The sequence below is a fragment of the Providencia sp. PROV003 genome (assembly GCF_045040775.1).
GTDB classification, from domain to species: Bacteria; Pseudomonadota; Gammaproteobacteria; order Enterobacterales; family Enterobacteriaceae; genus Providencia; species Providencia huashanensis.
The window spans coordinates 2314601-2336344 of record NZ_CP096369.1; the positions used below are offsets into that span (position 1 = coordinate 2314601).

Below are 21744 nucleotides of genomic sequence, written 5' to 3' on the forward strand. Positions count from 1 at the left end.
GTAGGATAACCGCGGTAAACCCAACCCCAGCTACAACTCACTTTAAGCGATAAGTGGCTGAAAGAGATGGGATTTTAGATGGGGAGTCACTACAGCCTCTCCCACCAAGCCGGACAGTTGATTATCCAGCTGGTTGAGAACGAGTAAGATATTTAAGGACGATCCCAGCAGATAACTGGGATCGTCTCATTAATTAATAGAGTAAAGATCTTGAATGTAACGCTCAACAAATAGTTTTAATTCAGAAGATGGATAAGGCTCTTTAGCTTGGATTAAATAAGCATCATCATAAATTACTCTTGAATTCAATGAGCTAGATATTATATACAAAATTAAAACTGAAAACTTTAAGTTGCTCTCACCTCTTGTGGAGACACTTACCATGTATGGGTACTCTATATCATCTATATCACGTAGATTTTCTTCAATAAAGTTAAAACTTATCCAACAAAAATAATCATATTGGTGGTCGTGTATATAGATAAACTTATCAAGTAAATTTAGTCCTTTTTTAGCTGATATACCTATAGTTAATTGTTGTGTAGACAAAGAAAAGTCATTAAACCCATCGACGATACTATTGAGGATATCTTCAAATTGAGGAAGCTTTTTAATTGGAAATAAAATTTCGTTAGACATTATTTTCCTCCATTGGTACTAATTGAGCCACTTGTAACATTAAGCCAGCCATCTTGGGTTTTAATGTAAATATTATTTACCGTGCCTTCTTTTGTGATATTGCTAACTGGAGAGCCAGATTTAAAGTGGTCAATCATTTCTTTCATGCTTACACCTGTTTTAGATGCATCCACATATAGATCCCCTTGATAGCCAGCTTTTTGCATATCTTTGGCACCACTCACAATATTGCGCCTAACAGCGTTGATGCTCTGCCCTTCTACTAATTTTAATTGGACCGGAACACCATCTAGCCATCCATCTATTCCTTGGAAATTTTCTTTTTCAACTCCTTTAAAATTACCGCCCTTATATTTAACAATATCTAATGCTTGCTGGTATTCATGAGGTTCTAATGCATTCTGTATGACTGTCCCTTGTTTTCCATTAGGTAATTTAAGGATATCTTTACCTGAGTTTATTACTGTTGACTCCGCACTCGTCAACTGATTCAAGTTAATCTTACCAGCCTTGGCTTCTGACTGTATTACTTGTTTAACTGTCGAGACTTCTTGTGCTGTTTTACCAATAATCAATGCACCGCCGGCACCAGTTCCTCCCGGTGTTACTACCTCTGCTGTAAATATACCCACTTCATTTAAGCATATTACAGGTGCTGCTTTACAGCCTGTTAAAGCAGCTCGAACAGTTGCTATCATTTCTGGTGCTATAACTAATGAGTAGCCAGCTGCAACGACGCCCATCGATGCTCCAGACACAACTAAATTACCATTATTAATGCCTTTAGTTATGTCTGCTTTACAGCTCGCATCACAATCTGGGATATCAGCAAATAAGAACCCAAGGTTTCCACCAAGTGCCATTGAGTTATTCTCAACCGCATTTTTCGCTGCTTGCGAGCCAGTAACTGCCCCAGCTACATCACCGGTAGTCAGTCCGCCAGCAAGGCCTGAAGCCAATTGGCTTAGTGCACTGACTTGCTGTTTCTCACTTTCACTCAGCTCCCAAATTTCTTTGCCTGGGAAGAGGGTGTTCAAGATAACATGAGCGGATAGTTCACCGCCACCAGCGCCTAATCCACCTGCAACGGCAGATTGGTTGTTCAACTCAGCAACAACAGCACCTAATACCGCATGCGCCATCGCATTAGCCGCATCATCTCCCTTTGTTAATTCTTTAATCTTGGTTGCCAAGTACGGAGAAGAGGCATTTGCTAACGCACCTGCTAAATTATCACCTGCCAGCCCTTGCAGCAACCCTGTAACCGCTTGAGCGGCTTTTTGGAAGTCGCTACCCGTGCCATATTGTGCCATGGCATTGTTGTAGGCTTGGTCTTTTATGGCCTGCTCGGTTGGTGTTTTTCCTGCTGCTTCCAGTTGTTGCTTAGCGACCGCTAACGCATCGGGGTCTTTTTGGGCTTTGTAGCCCGCAATTTCTCCTTCAGTGCGGATGATATCCATGGTCTGATTACCGATTTCGCCAATTAACTGGGATTGTTTTAAGCGGTTTTGCTCTTTCTCTTTATCGAATATCGGGTTGATACTGCCGTCATTGGCGTGCTCAGTATCGCGGTTGAGCTCATTAACATCCTGTTTTTGTTTGTCTTCATTGCGAACAATGACGGTGCCTTCACTAACCGCTGATTTGGTCGTGCCTTCGGAATGGCCGCTATTATTGGCGTTAGAGAGTAACCCGCCCGCGGCATTGGTCACCAGCTGGCTGCCTATCGGGCCACCGGTGCCAATCGAACCGCCCGAGTGCTCGGCGGTAAAGTCGGCTTTGTTATCGATATCTTTCCAGCCCAGCGTACCGGTATCAAGGCGGTTTTTATCTTTGTCCGCCGTTGAGGCTATCACCGCGCCGTCAAGCTGAGTGTGCTCTTTGACGTTGACATCAAAACCGCCTTTGCCGGCAAAAATCCCGGTTTGTTCTTTCACACTGTCGTAGTTACTGTGTATCTTGTCTTTGCTGGCACTGATATTGATGTTTGGCGTGCCACCTATCGTGTAGCCGCCACCGACGCTGACCTCTTGTTGTTTCGCATCATAGCGGTCACTGTCTTGCTCACTTTGCAGGGTGAGGTCACGACCGACATTGACAGTGACCTGTTCACCACTGACTTGTGCCCCTTTGAGGGTGGTATCTTGCCCACTGTTTAAGGTGAGTTTATTGCCTGCATCCAGCGTGGTTTCGGTGTGGGTGAGGCCATTGCCTTTTTCATGGCCTTTGCCTTGGTTGACGGAGGCTGAGACATTGACCCCGTAGCCGCCTGCACCCACGCCTACACCAACCCCAATACTGCTGCCTTTGCTGCTGTTTTTACTGTTTGTCTGCTCGGTATTTTGGGCCGAGACTAGGTTGATATCCTGTGCTGCCGACCACCTCATGGGATGAGGTCTCATCGACTCGGGAGCCTTTACTGCTGCCATTGCGCGTTTGCTCTTGGTCTAGCGCGTGGGTGTCTTGGGTTGCCGCCGTGATAGTCACGTCTTGCGCTGAGACGCTGATTTTACCTGCTTGGCTATCGACTTGGGCACCTTCTGCGACTAAGTTGTTGCCTGCATTCAGTGAAACGCCTTTGTCACCACTGAGGGTACTGAGCACCAACCGGTCTTCTTCACGGGTATTGCTGACAGAAGAACCGTTGCCTTGTGCCTCGAGTTGGCTTTTATTGGTGGTTTTATCCGATAGGATATTGATATCGCCACCCGCGTTGATATCCAACGTGCCGCTCGCTTTGGCTTGGCTGCCTTTGACGGTGATATCTTTTCCGGCATTGAGGCTGAGATTGCCACCCGCATTCAGTTCGCTGCTTTGTGCGAGCTGCCATTCTCCGTCGATGTGAGCAAGGCTACCGGTTGCATCCATGCCTTCATTACCGCGTTCACCCATCGCCCCTGCAATCACATCGATACTGCCGGTATGGGTACTTTTCACCGCTGTAATAGATAAATTGTCACGTGCATTGAGCTTGATATCGCCTGTTGCATCCAGTTTCGCGCCTTGCAATTGCACATCATGGCCACTTAAGGTGATATCGGTGGCACTCATTGTCGCTTGGCGTAGTGCATCTTGTAAGTTGGTGCTTAACGTGAGGCTATCTGCTTGGATGTTGATGGTATCGGCTTTGATATCGCCATCACGGTGCATAAATTGTTTCGCATCGACCTCAAGGCCTTTTTCAGCCAACAGGTTTCCAGCATTATCAATGCTGTCAGCGGATAAGTTCAGCGTCTTACCGCTGATCATCGTCCCTTGCTGTGTCAGGCTAAGTGTCGTGTTAGCTAAATAGACTTTCGGAACCCAGACCGTTTGTGGGCCTTGTGGGGTATCGAGGGTTTCACTGACCAGCCACACAATGTCTTGCTGAAGGGCAGCGATTTGCGCTGGGGTTAACGCAACACCGGGACGTAAGTTGAACTCTTCCGCCACTTTAATGCCGTTGTTCATCAGGTATTGGTACTGCGCCATGGCATCTTCTTCACGCAGAGAAGGGCGACCGGTGAGTTTTAATACCTGCTCGCGTACCAGGCGTTGTTCATAGAAACCATCCCCTAAGCGCTTATGCACATCGGCAGGGGAGTAGCCAACCCGTTCAAGCAGGTAGTCGCTGCTGATAAATTTGTTTCTGTCGGTAAAACGTGGGTCAGTGACCACTAAGAATGGGCTGTCCGGGGTTAAATTTGGACGGAATAAGCCATTATCTGGGATTGAGGTTGCTACATCACCAATGTGTTGTTTCTCGGTTAACGCGAGTTCAGCAGGGAGCAGAGGGCGGTCGATTGGCGAAGTGCCCTCTGCTTGATTGAGATCTGATTTTCCCTGCTCAGTGATGGCGGTATTGAGGTCTTGCTTATTCACGCCATCAATATCAAATGCCAGTGGATTACGTTCCCATTCAGCACGTTCCGCTTTGGCCGCATTCATCGCCGCTTCTAACGCCGTGATTTGCGCGGCATTGACGGTGGTATTGGTGATATTAGCACTGGTGATCGAGACATTACCATTACCGGAAATAATGCCATCAATGGTGGTGAGTGCTGTGGTTTTATCACTGCTCGATTCCGGGTACCAGTGGCTTTTGCTGACATCATAATGGTCAACATAGAACTCTTTGCGGCGTTCATTCACCGAATAGCCAGTATTTTCAATGCGCCCCTTACCTTTGATATCCAAATCACCCGTTGAGGTAATGGTACTGGCATCATTTTTCAGTAAATCCGTGATATTGAGCGTCATATTGCCGCCCGACAAAATGCGCGCGCCAATTCCTTCGGAGATCAATTTGTCACGGGAGACAGAGCCTGTGACCGAACGTTCGCGTATCCAACTAAAATCATCAATGCCGGTTGCAGTTGCCACATCAATGTGTTGATTTGGGTCCCACACTTCGTATTGATATCGATTATGCACACGCCATACCGCACCATGGTAAGGGGTTGGCGGGTTTTGAATACGCCCCGGTACGCCACGTGACTCATAAAAAGTCATGGCATAACTGCCATCGCTATTGGGGGTGAGCGCCAAATAATTGACCCACAGGGTGGTGACTTGACCATCCTGCTGTTTCACCTTCATTTGTGCGCGTTTATTTTTGGCATCGATGTCTAAGATAGTGCCATACTTGTTATCCAACGCGGCCTGATCGTTTTGAAAGGTCAACTGCTGCGTGGTTGGCTCCATCGCACTGGGATCTTTATGAGCCTGAGTTTCAAATGAACGCCAGTAAAAGTTATACAGGTGCTTTTTATAATTTTCGACTTCAGCCTCGCGCTGAATATCTAACCCTTCACGTAAGTTATTCAGTTGACGTGCGGTAATGGAAACGTCACCTTCCGCTTCAATAAAACTGGCGTTATTTTCAATTAAGTCATCGCTGGTGAGTGCAAGGGTATCACCACTGTAAATCAGTGCTTGGTCGCGGTTGGTGAGTGTTTTTTCTGTTTGTAGGTCAATGTGTTTTGCTGCGGCAATGACGGCCTTTTTCCCCTGATTATCCAGCGTTTTGGCTTTCACGCGGATCTCATCACCCATTAAGGTGGCGCTATTATTTAAGGCGTCGACGTCGAGCGTCATCTTATCGGCTTCTAACCGATTCAGGTTATCTAATTTATCGGTGGAGATGGCGAGGTTTTTACTGACCAATGAGCCTTGGTTGGTGAAATTCAGGCTCGAAAGAGTGAAATCGCCCGGTAATAACCAGTCAGTGAGGTTGGTCAATGTACCTGCAAGCTTCAGTGTAACGGATTGGTTACTGGTCAGCGTATCGCCTGCGCGGTGAGTGTAGTCCTGCGCTGCGGTCAGTGAAAGCGCCTTCTGGCTTTTGATTGTCCCACCCTGATTGTTAATAGACTGGGTGTTGATGGCGAGTACCGAACCACTTTGCAGGGTACCTTGCTGGTTTAAGAGGGCAAGCTTAGCCGAGGAGGAAGCCGCATCGGTATTCAGTGCAATATCGCCATTGGCTAACACCTGACCGGATTGGTTATTGAGGGTATTCACTCCTGAAAACGTTAAGTTTTCATTGCTTTGCAGCCGGCCTTGGGTATTTTCGATGTTTTTAACGGTCAGCGTGGTTTCTTTACTGCCGTGAACCAGCCCATTTTCACGGTTATCTAAGGCATTCAGTAATAAGTTGAGGCTACCTTGGCTGCTGAGAATGCCGTTATGTCGATTATCCAAGGTGAGTGCAATCAGTTTCAGCGCTTTGGTGGAAACCAGTTGCCCTTGTTGGTTTTGGATGTCGGAAGCGGTTAACGTCAGGGCATCACCACTGTGAACTTTCCCTTGCGTATTATTGAGCTGCGTTATGTTATAGGTGCCCGCCTGTTGGCTAATGATAGTGCCAGCACGGTTATCAAGCTCTGTTGCATTCAGCGCAAGCTCGCCGAGGCTACTGACAGTACCTTGTTGGTTATTAAAATTTTTAGTTTCTAATTTCTGCTGTTGATTGCTGAGGATTGACCCTGACGTGTTATCAATCCGCTCTGTACTTGTGATATTCAGGGTTTGCTGGCTTTCTATTTTGCCAGATGTATTGTCTAACGCTTGGCTGGTTAAGGTGAGGTTTTCGCCGCTTTGCAGTTTACCGTGGGCGTTATTGAGTGCATTTTCAATGGATAACAACAGTTGTTTTTGGCTATACAGTAAACCGCCTTGCGAGTTGTCGACACTCGATGCGCTGAGCTGTAATGTGCCACCGGAGAGTAATTGTCCCTGTAGGTTATTGATGGATTGTCCTGTGGCGGTCAGGTTTTGACTGGCACTGATTTTGCCTTGGGTATTATTAATTTCGTTGGCAACCAACAGTGAGGCAGAGCCACCCGCTTGCAATGTGCCTTGCTGGTTTTCCAGTGTGTTTGCCGTGAGTTCGACATTTTTCTGGCTTTGGATTTCACCGTTTTGGTTATTCAATAACTGAGTCGTGGCCTGCCATGAATCTAAGCTACCCATCCAACCCTGTTGGTTGAGAATAGTGTGTGCGTTGAGTGCTTGCGCTTGCTGGCTGAAAATGCGCCCATCTTGGTTATCAATCAACTGTGCAACCTGAACATTTAAACGACCAAGGGCATTGATTGCGCCTTGGGCATTGTTGACAAGGTTAGCGCTAATCGCCGTATCACCTTGGCTGGTCAGAATACCGCTTTGGTTATTAAAATCGCCACTGAGGGTGAAGGATAGCGCATCTTGGCTGAGGATTTGGCCTTTTTGCTGATTACTCAGTTGGTTGCCCGTTAACGTTAATGTGCCACCACTTTGTAGCAAGCCGGCAGTATTATTGAAGTGGTTACCTTGCCACTGCAATATTTTACCGGCGCTGACTTTGCCTTGGCGGTTATTGAGGTCATTTTGGGTGTTTATGATGAGCTGGTTACCCGACAACAACTGGCCTTGGGTGTTATCAATAGTTTGTGCACTGAGGTTCGCCTGTTGTCCTGCTTGCAGCGTGCCTTTTTGGTTGTTGATATCCCCTTGGGTATTGAGGGTTAATTGATTGCCTGCTTCCAATAAGCCAGACTGATTATTCACATCGCCTTGACTGGTGAGGTCGAGATTTTGGGTCGCAATCACTTTCCCCGTTTGGTTATCCAGTTGGGCGGTATTGATGTTGACGTTCTGGCTGCTGATTTCGCCTTTGGCATTATCAATTTGCGCGCTGGTTGTGATATCAAGGGCTTTACCTGATAGCACTTGCCCGTCACGGTTATCCAATGAAAGGGCAGATATAAGCGCTTGATTGCCACTTTGCAATAAACCTGCTTGGTTGGCGAGTTGCTGCCCAATAGACGCAGTTAATGTCTCATTGGCAATCACTTTTCCTTTGGTGTTATCAAGTGTATTTTTTGCTTTGATATCAACGCTATTTTCACCAACGATCTGACCTTGCTGGTTTTTAATCTTGTTTGCATTCAGCGCAATATCTTTGCTGTAAAGTGTTCCGCTCTGGTTATCGAGGTCAGCAGTTGCATTAAGAACAAGCTGCTCACCGGACAGAATTTTTCCGCTTTGGTTATCAATACGTTGTGCATCTACCGTGAGCTGAGTATCACTTTGCAGCGTGCCTTGTTGGTGGTTAAGCACATCTTGAGCGGTTAAGGTTAATTTATCACCCGAACCGATAAACCCGTTGGCGTTATTCATCTGTTGGCGAGCGACAATATCGAGGGTCGTCTGGCTGATCAGTTTACCCAACGTATTATTGAGATTGTCAGTGGTGACAGTGACTTGCTGGCTGTTAATCGTCCCCGATTGGTTGTTCAGCGATTTGCCTGCTTGCAGGTTGACAGCATTCCCTGCGACAAGGTTACCCGCGCGATTATCAATCTGCTCTTTGGCATTCAAAGCTAGTGTGGTTTGGCTTTTAATCGTGCCCGATTGGTTATCAATCGTATTCGCTGTTAGGCTTAAATCGCCATTCGCCCCGATTTCACCTTGCTGATTATTAACGCTATTTTTCACCTGCCAATCTTGTTGGCTCTTGCCTAACGCAACCAATCGAGCGTTTTGGTTATTCAGTGAGTCGGCATTGAGCTTGAGGCGGTTGGCTTCAATCGCACCGCCTTGGTTATTCAGTTGTCCTGTGAGGGCGAATTGGCTCTCATTTTGCCCCGTTTGTACCCACGTGCCTTTTTGGTTAAACACGTTGTTAGCGCTGACGTTCCATTGTGCAGCTTTGACTTGCACTTGCTGCGCATGAATATCGCGCGCACTGTGGAGTTTGACGTTGTTGGCGTCAATCTTGCCTTGGGTAAGGGCGATATCCCCTTGTTTTGCCGTGAGTGCTAAGTTGGATGCCGCAACTTGCGTCTGGCTTAAATCGAGCGATTGACCTGTCGCAGTAACGTTTTGTTGACTTAATAGGGTGCCTCGGGTGCCAATTTTACCGTCACTGTTTAAGGTGATATTGGCATTTTTAATAATATTGCTTTTGTTATCACTGCCTGCGAGCACGTTGCCTTGGCTGCGGATATCTCCTTTGGCATTGATATTGACATCTTTCAGCGCAGCCAGTGTGCCTGTATTGCTCACTGAAGCTGTTTGGCTTTCAATGTTTAAGTTACCGCCGCTGTGCAACTTGCCTTGGTGGTCGATGGTGTCTTTGGCGGTTAGGGTGATATCGCTGCCTGCTTGGGTGGTCGCTTGTTGTGATGCACTGCCCCAACTGAGTTTACCGTTACTGCTAACTGTTAACGCTTTATCGGCTTGGATGTGCCCGCCTTGGTTGCGAACGCCCACACCTTTTTCGGTGCCAACCATGTGGATATAACCGCTGTACATGCCGCCCATTTGGCCCATGTCGATGGCAAATTCAGGTTGTGCAGTTTGGCTCTCTATCGGAGTGGCTTTATTATTAGTATCGACCTTATTTTTACCCGCAACGACGGCAATTTTTTCTTTCGCCCACACGCCGGAGTTGATTTCAACGGCACGGGCGAGCAAATCCACATATTGGGTATCGTGGCGGCTATCGGCATTCAAGCCACCGCCTTCAACACGGATAACACCGCGCTCCACTTGATACCCCGCAAGGCTACCATCTTGATTAAATTGCGGTTTCCCTGTAGTGAGAGTCATGCGGCCTGCGTTGATGGTACCGCAGCCATTACAAATAATTCCCGATGGGTTGGCGACAATCACTTGGGCTTTACCGCCCGCCACTTCGAGGAAGCCTTTAATTTGGCTCGGGTTATTGCTGTTGACTTCATTTAGGATAACGCGCGCAGGGGCTTTGTTTGGGTCAAGGTTCGGGTTACCTTGGATCATCCCTGCGGTTTGTGTTGAAGTCATCACTGCCGAATTATTGAGAATGGCGCCCCGGTTATCGACATCAAATTGTTTATATTGGTTATGGGAAATACCCGAACCATTTGGTGCCGCAATATTGACTTGCGGAATACCGTTTTGCGTATTGATGACATCAGGGCGCTGGTTTTTAGGGGCATTGTTATCGGCAATAATACTGCTCGCCATGGCTGAGCCACCCCACAAGGCTAACCACAGCAGCAGCGAGGTGCGACGCAGAGTGACCCACAGGCGACCGCCGTTTGAGCCACGCGTTTGGCCTGATTCGGTGCTACAGCTTTTAGCGAGCTCGGATACAACACGTAACTCCCCGTGAGTGCGGCTGAAAATTAAACGATAACAATGCTTGTTCATGATGGTATTCCTTTAAAAACAGTGCAGACACGGGTAAAACTGAAAATGTCTATCGACTATCAAATCAATAAAATGTGATTAAATTTCAAGGTTGAGGCTAAAGCCTGCACTTGCCCCAGAGGTTTCAAATTTTTTCGGCTTATATAACGGCACGCCGACAAACAGGTCGTAGCTTAAACGTGATGAAATTGACCCACGCAGCCCTAATGCGGTCCCCGCTAGCTGGTGCCCTACAAGGTATTTGGTACTTTGGCCTTCAACACGCCCGTAGTCAGCGGCTAAATACAGTTCTTGCCCTTGAGAGAAAGCATTCCATGCCAGTTCGTTACGCCATAACAGGCCTTTTTCACCTGACAGTACTTGCTCACCGTCAAAACCACGGACGGTATAACGTCCGCCAATGGACATGCGTTCTTGTGGTGTTAAGGCGTGCTGAGTCCATTGACCCCGTAAAGCGGTATTCCAGCGCCAAGGTTGTTCACCCAGCGTGAATGGTTGATTAAAACTGATGTCCCCAAGAAAAATCCCTACGCGGGCACTGCCGCTGTGGGTATCTTCTTCTGGCGCACGGCGAGCTCCATACGCGCCTGTACCGCGACGCCAGTTAACATTGGCATCGAGTGTGGCATTGCCTAAGAAACTGCGCTGATTAACACCGACTTCCCAGCCCGCGGTACGGCGGCGTTGCTGCTCAATATCAATGTCATTGACCGCGTTACTGGCAGTTTTTCGATAAGTCCGCAGATTAAGGGTGGTTTTGTGGATTTGGTCGCGAAACAAGAGCCGTGACACGGTAAATTGTGCAGTATCGCTCTTGCCGCTATAACGCAGCACTTCGTTGGCATTGGGAATATTTTGGTGATAATTATATTCATTGTAATTGGCGGCAAAGCCCCAATTGCCAACGGGAATAAAGTAGTTCAGGGTATAAGAGCGGTTACCGAAAGGGCCTTTATCAAACAAATCTTTGCTGATATTGGCGTAAAACATATCGTTTTGGGCAAACGGCGCATCAATGGCGAGAGTCGCAGAGCCTAAATAGCGCCCGGTACTTTTTGACCCGCTATCATCCAAACCCAAGCTTAATCGTACAGGGCGTTTTTCTTGCCAACTGACGACTAAGTCACTGGTGCCATCAACCGGGCCGGGTTCGATACGAATATCGGCAGTCACATTCGGCACGCGTTTAAAGTTTTCCAGCCCTTGCTCAATATCACGCAGATTCAGAATATCGCCTGGGGAAGCAGGAATGGCATTCCACAAGCGTCCACGCCATGAGGTTCCTTCATCAAAACGGATGGCGTTAATTCGCCCCGGCTGAAGCGTGAGCACTAATTCGCCTTGATTCAAATCTTGCTCTTGTGCCATCACACGGGTTGTCACATACCCTTTTTCTAAAATGGCATTTTGGACTTTATTGAGGACTAACAAAATCCCTTGGCTACCTAAACATTGACCTTTGGCATCGTTAACGGCCTTTAGCGCCCATTGAAAATCGGCAGCGGACTCACCGTCAAGACGAATGGATGTGATGGTAAAGCAGGGTTGCTCATTTTGCGGGTAATCGGGCAGCGTTAAATCAGGCTGTTGAATACGCGTATCCACAACAGGGTTGTTTTGCTGCTGTAGCATACGTTCACGTTCTTGCTGGCGTTGCTGCTCACGGGCATCGATAGAGAGTGCTTGGTTGACGGGGTCAGCCAATAAGGGGGCTGACATAAAACATAAGCTTAGCAAACTCCATTTAAAGAAACGGTGTTGCCCGTCAACATGATGACGCGCAAAGGGTGATGCTTTTTCCTGCATATTTTTGCCTAATTCATTAATCAATACATGTAGTTATCTAACTCAATGAATTAAGGTGGTGCCAGCGATGAAATGCATATAGGGGCATCCTTACTAATGAGTCCACAAATCCGTTGCTAATTTAATTAAAGGTGAGCTTAAAGTACCGAATAAAGGGAACAACTTACTTTCATTGAGAATGTTATCTTAAGTTAAATTTACTGTTAACATTTACATAAATTGACAAGAAGGGCAATAAGACGGAATCGCATTTTTTGGTAAATAAAATTTAATATCAGCTTTTAATTCCGTGATGGGTATTTATTAGTGATTAGAACTGGATTTTCGGTTTATACAGAATTTAAATTTAATGAATGTAGGGTGTTTACTATTCGACATACACAATAATACTTATTATTTTATAATAAACTCTTTTTTATTGTGACATAAATAATTAACTCATTATTTTTATCTGATTTTTGTTGCTGTATACGTGTGATGATAAGGATATTTTTACCTTATTATCAATAAACAGATTGGGGAGATGGTATGGCAAAAGGTTTAAAAATGTTTTTTGCTAGGCAATCTAAAAACGATGATCAATTGGTTTCTATTTCTGCGATTACAAAAGACAGTAAAGATGGGCTTATTTGCGAGTATTGCGATGCGAATGTGATTTGGGTAGACTCGTTTGTGCGTTTAGGTAGAACGATATCGCCATATTTACGCTTAGGCCCTAATCAAGAACATTCTGCTTCATGCAAAAATAATGTTAGAACGGCGGTAGAAGTATTGGTTGCAAAGTCTACAAATATTGAAGATACCAAAGATATTTTTCTTTCAGATCAAGGTACATTCACATTTCGGATGAATGTATTGTTAGAGGCTGAATCAGATTTCAAACGAGCAAAAAAAGCGTATGAAGATGAATGTGATAGTGAAATCCGGGAGCGTAAAAGTCGAGAGTATAAAGTATCCGAGAGAAGGCTTTCTAATTATTTTAACTCAGCAGCAGGAATAGCAAAAATTTGGGAAAGAATAGAAGAGAGTTCAGATAAAAAGCTGTTATCTGAACTTGTCGTTATCGAATTTAATGGCAAAAAAATTAAATGGAATAATTTTTTTTATGATGAAAGTCGATATCCTATTTTGCATAAAAAAGGGGATGGAATTGAGCATCCCGTCGCTATTGCTTTTACCGTGAAGGAAACAAGCAAACACATAGATACTGATAGCTCAAATTTTTATACGGTCAAAGGGGACAAGTACATTGTCCATTCGGCTGAAGACCAAGTAATACATTATGTACCGTCATTAAATGCACATACAGATGATTATTTTAATAACTTACAAGAGGGAGATGAGCTTATTATTATTGGTAAACCTAAGTGCCCAAGAGGAGAACCTTGGCGTCATCTTATTTATAAAAATCTAAAATTTTGGGTATCGAATGAAAAACAACTGACAAAGCTAAGTGAATAACGCCTTTAGTATTTCTGGTTGTTTCATGTTTAGGAGAGAGCGGTGATGCAACCATTTATTTATACCTCTGAACTTTGCTGGTCACCTCAAGAATTAGACTCAATGGCCCAAGCGATTGAATCTTGCTTTTTGCAATACCAAATAAAAGGTGAGGTTGTCGGTTATGATGAAGGTGCAACATTTACACTCTTTAGAATCGAACTGGGCAGAGGTATAAAAGCCTCTCAAGTGACAGCGTTAGTGTCAGAATTGTGTCGTTCCTTGAGTGTCGTTGATATAAAAGTTATTGATTTTATAGCGGGTACACCTTACATCGGATTACGAGTCACTAACACATATCGTCGAGTAGTACCTTTTGTTGACTGCTTTAATTTATGGAGCGGAAACAATAGATTATCTTCCCTTTCCGTCATGTTAGGAGAAGATATTATAGGGGACCCAGTTGGCTGGGATCTAGCTCAAATGCCACATTTACTTATTGCAGGCGTGACGCGCTCAGGCAAGTCAATGTTAATGCATTCCTTGGTAATGAGCATTTTATACAGAAACTCGCCGGATAAAGTTCGCTTTGTGATGTTTGATACAAGCCAGCTTGAACTCAGTTTATACAACGATATACCCCACTTATTATTTCCTTCCGCTTCTGATCCCGTTGAATCAATAAAGCCATTAACGTTTTTGGTTAATGAGTCAAGGCGTAGACAAAAATTATTTGGAGCATTAAATCAACGTAATTTGAGTGGATACAATAAGGTAATATCAAATGCGAAAGAGTTAGGTAGGCCTATACCTGATCCATTCTGGCGTCCAAATGAGAATTATAGTGAGCATCCTTATTTAGGTTATGAGCCTGAAATTGTTGTTTGTGTTGATGATTACGTTCAACTTATTGGTGAGTATAAACAAGTAGGGGAAATGTTGGTTCTATTGAGCCAGCAAGGTCATGCCGTTGGTATTCATCTAATACTAACGACTCGTAGTCCTTTATCCACCAGTATCGGTTCACAGCTTCGAATTAATATCCCTACGCGTATTGCTCTTTCTGTATCATCTAGAGCTGACTCTAATTTAATCCTTGATCAGTATGGTGCAGAATCACTATTTGGTTTGGGGGATATGCTATTCGCATCACCGAATTTATCTGAACCGACTAGGATTCAAGGTACTTATGTGAGTGATTCAGATATTAGGGATACAGTCGATTATTGTAAACGATGGGGAAGCGCGAGTTATCTTAATTTTTATGGGGATGCCCAGAATGGAGATGTGGTAGAGGAAGAACTTGACCCATTATTTGATCAAGCAACTGAGTATGTTGTAGAAAAACAGCGCGTTTCTATTTCAGGGATCCAGCGGCAGTTCCGGATCGGTTATAACAGAGCCGCAATGATTGTAGAGCAGCTAGAATTACAAGGCATAGTTAGTGAACAAGACCACAATGGTAATCGTGAGGTATTAGCTCCACCGTATGAGTAGTCACTAATATCTATATGTTGTATAGGTGGCCCTAAGGTCACCACAAATATCAATACTGACTACGCCCTAAACTACGACGGACAGGGCTGTACTGCTTGGAATATTCTTTTGCTAAATAACTTAATCGTTTCATGACTAATTGGTAATCGTCAGAAAATGATGATGAAAGTTTATTTAAGCAATATCGGCAGTTTTCTGGGTAGTGTACTAATGTGCCTGTATCAAAAGAAGGATCGAATTCGAGTTGTAATGCATTGTACCAAGCTGTGGTGATCATGGTCCGTAAACTAGGCTCGAACAAATTGTAGTCCCCTAAGTGGTAGTATGCGTCTTTATTGAAGACTAAAAATACATGGTAGTGAGGGAGTGTCGCGGTTGCAATTTCTTTTACCCACATATAACGCATGTTGTTTTCAAAAGTACGTTTACCTTGAAGCTTTTTACGGTGTTGATCGTGCTTAAGTTTAGCCTTTAAGGAATCAGTAAATCGGGATATAGGACTTCCATCTAAATAAGGGAAACGTTGGGTTATTGGTATTTATGCAGCTTGTGCTAATCACTTTTGGAAAACAGATACAAAGATATCTATTGATGCTTTTATGAGTGCCATCCGTCTTCTTTCAGGGGTTAATTCAATCAATATCTATCGTGATCTTGTGAAGGTGGAAAGAATAAATCGTACAAAACGCAAGAGAATTTCATCCAAAGGGGGAGATGCGATTGCTAAACTAACTAAAATTTTCCGAATGGAATCTATCCGGTTACTCGATAAACATATGTCGGAAGGTAAGTTCTGAAAAAGTCGTCAAGAAGCTGTAGATGAAATAGCTGAAGAATTATGGCAATTCATTGAATCTAAATGCTCCACAAAATGCCATCCAGATCTCTGTTGATCAATTAATTCTGTTAGGTCCTGCATTTATTATCCTATTTTTCATTGTATTACTGCATCTTATTGAACTGGTGATAACTTGAAGATAATAGTAAACATATTGACTTCAAAACAGCATTCTATAAATAAACTTACTTAGATATAACACCGATTAGCTTTGTACTATATAGAATGAAAATTAGTCAATTATAGACGATGGCTTTTCATTCTCGGGCGACCAATAACCACCACTGCCATGATAGGCTTCAGCGGCTAATACGAATTGAGTTCCGCAATGCTTACATATAAAATGATAATTAACGATATCACCCTATATCATCTTTTCGACACATTCACGGAAGCTATATTGATTCCAATCATCAGCTGATTTAGTTTCAACCAGAATTTCTTCATTTAGTGTACGCTCTGCAATCCGGATTGCAGAACGTACTTGTTCAGGTTCGCGTATTACATATTTAACACAGAGTTCTTGGCATTGTTTGCAACTCATCAAACAGCCCTCTATACAGTTGGTTTTTGCCTTGATTTTACACAATCACTTGTTACTGTAAACAATTCAAAAGATAGGCAACCATTTGAAATGATGTTACTTACGTTCGTTTCATAAAGAGGGCCAGTTTATTAAATCAGAAACCGCCGAGAGCGATGTGTGTACATAGTTGCTCGATCAAGATTGTTGCTATGAAAACTAATTGTAATGATAGTATTCAATTGATATAAATCGATGAAGATAAGAAAAGGGAGGTGTGATGTTTACCCCAGAATTTATAAATGAAGAGCTCGGCGAGTTTATCCTTGTCGCCAACCACAGCTTGGCATCCCCGGAATCGATAAAGCTTAGTATTGCGTACAATCTTGCTAGAATATCCTGGGGACTCACGCAGCTCCCACCGCACATTCGAACTTGCCGGATCATTTATGACATCAGAGGACAATCAATCTCTGACCAAGTCCAAGCTCAGGTCAGACAAGAACTTGAACATGTAGCCATTATGGAGTTTAAATGCTAATGGGATTCCAACTAATAGTAAAAGCAGATCTTAAGAAGATAGAAAAAACGCTGGGATCACTGACATCAGAATGTGAGATTTTTCCAATCGCTGAAGGCTTTTTTGGTATTTCAATTCCGGAGAGAACTCTCTCATCCGTGGGTGAGGATGTCGTTCTGCACAAGCTTGAACAACTCAAGCGTTTTGACCTCTGGGAAGGAAGCTGGCAAAAATCTAAGCGATGTTGGCTCTGGTGAGTTTAGGTTTTGAGCAAAGATCTGACGTTGTACTTCTAATAAAACTGACATGAAAATGTCCAGACCCCCTCTGGTGACTTGTGAAAGTAACCGATACCATTATCTGCCCACATCCAGTTTACTTTTTCCTCTGATCCCACCTGAAAGACAAAATCTTGAATTCCCGCACCATGTTGTATCTCCATTGGATAGCCTCCGACTTTGGTTCCTCTATATCGGTTAAAATCATCAAAGAAGCAGTCACTTGCTTCCTCATCCTCGTTTACGTCGGAAAGGTCAACAATATCCCAGGCATCCTCCCATCCCGGAGTATCATCATTGACATGCAACCATCGAACCGGAAATGCACGGTACGGTGTGTCTATTGCAGGCAATAACTCTAGTCCCTCGAGGGTGGTATATTCTCGTATTAGCCAACCTTCTCCATGAGGTTTATCAAATGGGTGGCTTTCCATATTGTGGTAGAGCACCAGAAGTGCAATGTCCTTCAATTGTTCAGGGATCATGGGAAGCTCATCTACACGAATCTGAAGAAGTGGAAACATCGGCAGTCCTTTCCAGGCTGGTAATCCTTCACCTGGTAGAGCAACCCCTTTCAAAAACCAAGATGTAATGGGGTCTGCTGTAGGGCGAAAACCACCTACCTGTGCCACCGATGCAGGACGTAATTTAGATCTTAGTTCTTCTAAAACTAGTTCACTCTTGGATTAGCCTTGCGTATGCAGATATTTTTTAGTTTCTAAAATAGCGCTATTTTTACTATATCTCGTAATTACTTCCTAACAGAAGCACGAACTTCTGGATTGCCTCTTCTAACACAGAGCGTTTAGCCCGTTACTGACGTAAGTTGAAGATTAGTTACGAGTTGGCATCCATTATTGAATACTAACTCGTATATTGTCAGGCTGATTATGCTAATTGTCGTTGCAGGACTTGCAGGCTAGTTCCTGCTCCAGCCCATGCAACAGCTGAACCAACCACATATAGGTTTTGCTTAGCCCGTGAGACGGCTACATTAATAATGTTTGGCGGGCTAGCTGCCCACTGACGAGCCCTTTGCTGACTGGCTTTCGGAGCACCCAGCAGCAGGATAACCGTGTCTGCTTCTCGGCCTTGGAACGTATGAATAGTGCCTACACGATCACGGCTCCACTCATCCAACTTTACACCTAACGCCTTCAGCAGACTTGTCTCACTGTTGAGACGCCGACGCATTTGCTGTTCTACGATCTTGAATGGTGTGATGATAAAGACATCTGGGTTGGTAATGCCCGATTCCGCTAATTTTTTAAGCATTTTCACAACCATGTCTCCCTCGTCGGCGCACCATTTCGTCTCGGCATCACCATTGACGTCGAACCAGCGTGATTGTCCTAACGTTGAGCCAATAGAACCCGGTTTTTTAGGCCTGACGGCATGGACCATCTGCCCAGAATAGGCGATAGCGTTAGAGACATCGAACATTGGATTCTGACAGCGCCTGTGAACAAGGAGTGGTAATCCAACCTCTCGATCACCGGCGTCCGTGATGAATGTAGATTTGAAGCGCGATGCTTGATCCGCGAGTGTCTGCGTAGATGCTGTGGGGGCAGACCATTCTAACGGGTCAATATCGAAGAACTGGCAGATTGCAGCGTTCAGCTTCTCGGGAAGAGAAACCACTGGCGGGATCTGCAACGGATCGCCTACCACAATAGAACGCTTTGCCCGCATGATAGCGCCAATTGCCGCCTGAGGAACTGCTTGACCCGCTTCATCGACTAGAAGCCAGCCAATACTTTCAGGAGGCAGATCTCCGAACATCGTCCGGACGGAGGCAAAGGTTGTGGATACTGTAGGTACTACCATGAAAAGGCTAGACCAGAGGTCAGGGAGAAGTCCACGGTGAGCGGGAGACTGAAATGCGCCAGCTACCATGCCCGACATCAATAACCCAAGATTGTGTTGTAAGTGGTTAGCCGAAGCATCGATGAATGCTTTATGCACAGCCAAGGCGGCGGCGAAGAGATCCTCTCGCAGGCGATGAATTTCATCGGGAAGCCATGGCGCTGTCAGGTGGATAGCCTCGTGCTCTCGCTCGAAGAACTGCTCATCAACGACTCTGTCGCCCATGAGATTTCGAGCCCGAGTTGCTGTTACCTTCAATTCCTCGACTACTTGCCATTTACTTGAAATTTCATGTTCGAGTTGCTGTAACTGGGACTGAGCGTTGTTCCACTTAGCTTTTGCAAGCTCAAGGTCATCATTCACAATCAGCTCCAGTGAGGCTGACTGCTGTAAAGTTGCCGAGAGATTTTGCAATACCGACTTCCACGACTTCCAGGATGCAGTTCCGAACAAGCGAGAGAGAAAACCCGGGCGACCAGCAAGATGGCTATCGAGCAAAGTTTTGTTCAATTCGGCCTGCGACTTTGCCTTCTCCTGTTCTCGATGGGCAGATTCAACAATCTGGTATGTTTGTTCGATGGCTTCATTTAGGCTAGGACGAAGCTGTTCCAGTTTTTGAAGTTCAGTGGTCGCCCCCTTGAGTGCCTGAATATCTCGACGCATTTTTTCGATACTAGCGATTTCGGTATCTATCGTTTCCTTTAGTTTAAGGAATATGGTTCGTGCTTTTCGCCAAGCAGCAGCGGCGTCTGCTTCGTTGGTGCTGGGCTGCTCATTGATGACTACGCTAGGCATCACTCGATCAATGATTTCATCAGTTTGTTCATCCTTGATTTCACGCATGACGTTCATACCGCGAGCAGCTTTCAAGTAGGTCAGAAAACCGTTATCCTCGTTCCACCAGAAATTTTGCTGGAAAGCACCTCGATTGCTGCTATTGCCAAGTGCGGCGGCAATCAATCCCCAAGTCTCGATAGGACCGGATAGAGTCGTATCCTCGGGCTCGAAGGAGCCTGTGCGTTTGGGGTTTGCAATTAAGTCACTGATGGAGCGGAAGTAGGCAATCTGTTCATGGCGTCCATTCGCTTCCTTAAGGGGAAGCTCTTTGCTGACGTTTTCGACCGCTTTGTTATTGGAGGATGCTACGACGATTTCATGGCCTTTCAAGGATTCATGTAACCTGTAGAAGTGCAGAAAAGCATTAGAGCCAAATGCTTGTTTCTCTCCTGTTGTGGAAAAGGCGTCCTGCGGTTTATTGAAGGCGGCCATCGCTGTGGCCCGATCAAGAATGCAACCAACAACGATATCTCGAAGAAGAGTTGTCTTTCCTGTGCCTGGTGGTCCATTTATACCAATGATACCCGGAGCATCAATCAGCTCAACACGTGCCGCATTCACAGCGGCCTGTTGAAGCAACACCAATGGGTGACCACCTTGTGAAGGCCAACGAGCCTGCGGTATGAGAGACGGTGCGACGAACGGCTCGACTGAGGAAACGGGGGACAACACATCGATTTTCTGGTTAGGTCTGCCTATTCCCATGTAGCGCTGCAAACCAATTCCTGCATTATCCGCTTCGATCAATTTTACTGCTTCGCCAAGATCTTCGAGATAGAAAGAATTCAGCAACGAAGGCTCAGGTGGTGTTTTGTTCTTGAAATAATGAAATACTTTGATTACAAATGAAGGTGGTTCAACCAAATGCTCGGGCACATTGAATTGTGATACAAGCCATCTATGAGCATTAATAATAGTATCCAGATCGACCGGTATGGGTTCTCCATCCTCGTTATGGCGGCGAACCATCTGCTCTAAACGCTCGATAATGCGCCGCTCTACTTTCGGCCAAGCCCCTAAGCTACCAAGTTTCAGCTCGAGTGCTGGCTTGAGCGCCCAAGCAAAACTGGAAACGGCGACGCCGTTGTTTTCAAGTACAAAGCCTTCCTTGTCGACCAAGATTGAGCCTATGGCTGCTTTCTTTCCATCCGGCCTTGATTGCTCCTCATCCTCACCAAAAACCTTGACCAATTCGTCTGTCGCCTTGTCGAGTGCGATAGCGCCGAGGATGACTTCGAAATAAAGCTTATGTTTAGGCTTGCTGCGGGCATTTGGTCCCCATGGAATACCCTGACCCAATAGGGCTACCCTAGAACGGTCACCAGATGCCATATCTTCTGGGCGCTTATAGCTTTGAGGTGACAGTGCTTCGAGTGCAGTCCATGCAGCCAATATCGCGGGCGCATCATTCGCCTTACCAGACGGAGTGAAAGACGGGAATGAACCTAGATCAATTTGCTCGTTGCCGAATTGCTGTCCTATTACTGTGTCTGGAGTAGGCTCAGGCTTTGGTTGTACCGTCGTTTCGGGTGTATTGTGGGCAACAACTTCGGAAGATTGCGTGAATGCAGAATTGGAATGAAATGCTGGCGGGATGGAATCAGGCGTGGAGACTACACTGCAATCGTTAATGGCGTTTAGGACCTGCTCGACTTTAGTCGTCAGCGTTCGCGCCTTAGCAGTGTTTCGAAAGGTCAGCTCGTTCAACAGTCGTTCAAGTTCACTAGCGTTGTTGTGTGACCGTTCAAATATTGCTTCCAGCTCGAAAATTGATTTTTGCAAATACTCTCTTGTCGTCATTTATTTCTTCTGCTCTAAATTTCATCAATTGAGAGATATTATA

Annotated in this window: 12 protein-coding genes; 4 read left to right on the forward strand and 8 right to left on the reverse strand. The window is 45.2% G+C overall.

All coding sequences use genetic code 11. The annotated features are described in order from the left end of the window. Positions 1 to 189: 189 nt before the first annotated feature. The 4 genes from M1F14_RS10515 to M1F14_RS10530 all read right to left on the reverse strand — a co-directional run bounded on the left by M1F14_RS10515 (position 190) and on the right by M1F14_RS10530 (position 12015). Complete coding sequence (locus tag M1F14_RS10515; protein WP_042844927.1) at positions 190 to 639, reverse strand: hypothetical protein; 450 nt, start codon at positions 637 to 639, stop codon at positions 190 to 192. After that, the gene (locus tag M1F14_RS10520) at positions 639 to 3026 is read right to left on the reverse strand and encodes a hemagglutinin repeat-containing protein (RefSeq protein WP_232370492.1); all 2388 of its coding nucleotides are present in this window, start codon (positions 3024 to 3026) and stop codon (positions 639 to 641) included. The genes M1F14_RS10515 and M1F14_RS10520 overlap by 1 nt, the downstream gene beginning before the upstream one ends. Continuing rightward, the gene (locus M1F14_RS10525; protein ID WP_181468643.1) at positions 2959 to 10296 is read right to left on the reverse strand and encodes a filamentous hemagglutinin N-terminal domain-containing protein; all 7338 of its coding nucleotides are present in this window, start codon (positions 10294 to 10296) and stop codon (positions 2959 to 2961) included. Before M1F14_RS10525 ends, M1F14_RS10520 begins: the two co-directional genes overlap by 68 nt. A 78-nt stretch (positions 10297 to 10374) precedes the next feature. Then, the gene (locus M1F14_RS10530; RefSeq protein WP_232370541.1) at positions 10375 to 12015 is read right to left on the reverse strand and encodes a ShlB/FhaC/HecB family hemolysin secretion/activation protein; all 1641 of its coding nucleotides are present in this window, start codon (positions 12013 to 12015) and stop codon (positions 10375 to 10377) included. Positions 12016 to 12630: 615 nt separating this feature from the next. On the opposite strand from M1F14_RS10530, the gene M1F14_RS10535 reads away from it, so the two are divergent. Together M1F14_RS10535 and M1F14_RS10540 are read left to right on the forward strand one after the other, a co-directional pair. After that, positions 12631 to 13563: a hypothetical protein gene (locus M1F14_RS10535; protein ID WP_181468641.1), complete on the forward strand. Its 933-nt coding sequence runs from the start codon at positions 12631 to 12633 to the stop codon at positions 13561 to 13563. A 45-nt stretch (positions 13564 to 13608) separates the two neighbouring features. Beyond that, the gene (locus M1F14_RS10540; RefSeq protein WP_232370540.1) at positions 13609 to 15039 is read left to right on the forward strand and encodes a DNA translocase FtsK; all 1431 of its coding nucleotides are present in this window, start codon (positions 13609 to 13611) and stop codon (positions 15037 to 15039) included. 49 nt (positions 15040 to 15088) lie between these two features. Here the strand turns inward: M1F14_RS10540 and M1F14_RS10545 are convergent, their stop codons facing one another. Next, the gene (locus M1F14_RS10545; RefSeq protein WP_181469344.1) at positions 15089 to 15577 is read right to left on the reverse strand and encodes an inovirus Gp2 family protein; all 489 of its coding nucleotides are present in this window, start codon (positions 15575 to 15577) and stop codon (positions 15089 to 15091) included. 61 nt (positions 15578 to 15638) lie between these two features. Between M1F14_RS10545 and M1F14_RS10550 the strand changes: the two genes are divergently transcribed. Continuing rightward, complete coding sequence (locus M1F14_RS10550; RefSeq protein WP_181468639.1) at positions 15639 to 15836, forward strand: hypothetical protein; 198 nt, start codon at positions 15639 to 15641, stop codon at positions 15834 to 15836. Positions 15837 to 16241: 405 nt separating this feature from the next. On the opposite strand, the gene M1F14_RS10555 is transcribed toward M1F14_RS10550, so the two are convergent. Next, positions 16242 to 16421 carry a hypothetical protein gene (locus M1F14_RS10555; protein ID WP_232370491.1) on the reverse strand — a complete coding sequence of 60 codons (180 nt, stop codon included), beginning with the start codon at positions 16419 to 16421 and terminating at the stop codon, positions 16242 to 16244. Between the two features lie 513 nt (positions 16422 to 16934). Between M1F14_RS10555 and M1F14_RS10560 the strand changes: the two genes are divergently transcribed. Beyond that, positions 16935 to 17177, forward strand: a complete 243-nt coding sequence (locus M1F14_RS10560) for a hypothetical protein (RefSeq protein ID WP_232370490.1) — start codon at positions 16935 to 16937, stop codon at positions 17175 to 17177. Positions 17178 to 17212: 35 nt separating this feature from the next. Here M1F14_RS10560 and M1F14_RS10565 read toward each other — a convergent pair whose 3' ends face one another. Both M1F14_RS10565 and M1F14_RS10570 read right to left on the reverse strand, forming a co-directional pair. Beyond that, entirely contained in the window at positions 17213 to 17830 is a 618-nt protein-coding gene (locus M1F14_RS10565; RefSeq protein ID WP_181468638.1) for a DUF1963 domain-containing protein, read from the reverse strand. A gap of 256 nt (positions 17831 to 18086) precedes the next feature. After that, the gene (locus M1F14_RS10570) at positions 18087 to 21701 is read right to left on the reverse strand and encodes a DEAD/DEAH box helicase (protein WP_181468637.1); all 3615 of its coding nucleotides are present in this window, start codon (positions 21699 to 21701) and stop codon (positions 18087 to 18089) included. Positions 21702 to 21744: the final 43 nt, after the last annotated feature.

Bases quoted from the DNA above. Each gene is read 5' to 3' on its own strand.
- M1F14_RS10530 (WP_232370541.1), bottom strand. From the start codon at position 12,015: ATGTCAGCCCCCTTATTGGCTGACCCCGTCAACCAAGCACTCTCTATC.
- M1F14_RS10550 (WP_181468639.1), top strand. From the start codon at position 15,639: ATGAGTGCCATCCGTCTTCTTTCAGGGGTTAATTCAATCAATATCTAT.
- M1F14_RS10515 (WP_042844927.1), bottom strand. From the start codon at position 639: ATGTCTAACGAAATTTTATTTCCAATTAAAAAGCTTCCTCAATTTGAA.
- M1F14_RS10570 (WP_181468637.1), bottom strand. From the start codon at position 21,701: ATGACGACAAGAGAGTATTTGCAAAAATCAATTTTCGAGCTGGAAGCA.
- M1F14_RS10555 (WP_232370491.1), bottom strand. From the start codon at position 16,421: ATGAGTTGCAAACAATGCCAAGAACTCTGTGTTAAATATGTAATACGC.
- M1F14_RS10525 (WP_181468643.1), bottom strand. From the start codon at position 10,296: ATGAACAAGCATTGTTATCGTTTAATTTTCAGCCGCACTCACGGGGAG.
- M1F14_RS10540 (WP_232370540.1), top strand. From the start codon at position 13,609: ATGCAACCATTTATTTATACCTCTGAACTTTGCTGGTCACCTCAAGAA.
- M1F14_RS10560 (WP_232370490.1), top strand. From the start codon at position 16,935: ATGCTAATGGGATTCCAACTAATAGTAAAAGCAGATCTTAAGAAGATA.
- M1F14_RS10520 (WP_232370492.1), bottom strand. From the start codon at position 3,026: ATGAGGTGGTCGGCAGCACAGGATATCAACCTAGTCTCGGCCCAAAAT.
- M1F14_RS10535 (WP_181468641.1), top strand. From the start codon at position 12,631: ATGGCAAAAGGTTTAAAAATGTTTTTTGCTAGGCAATCTAAAAACGAT.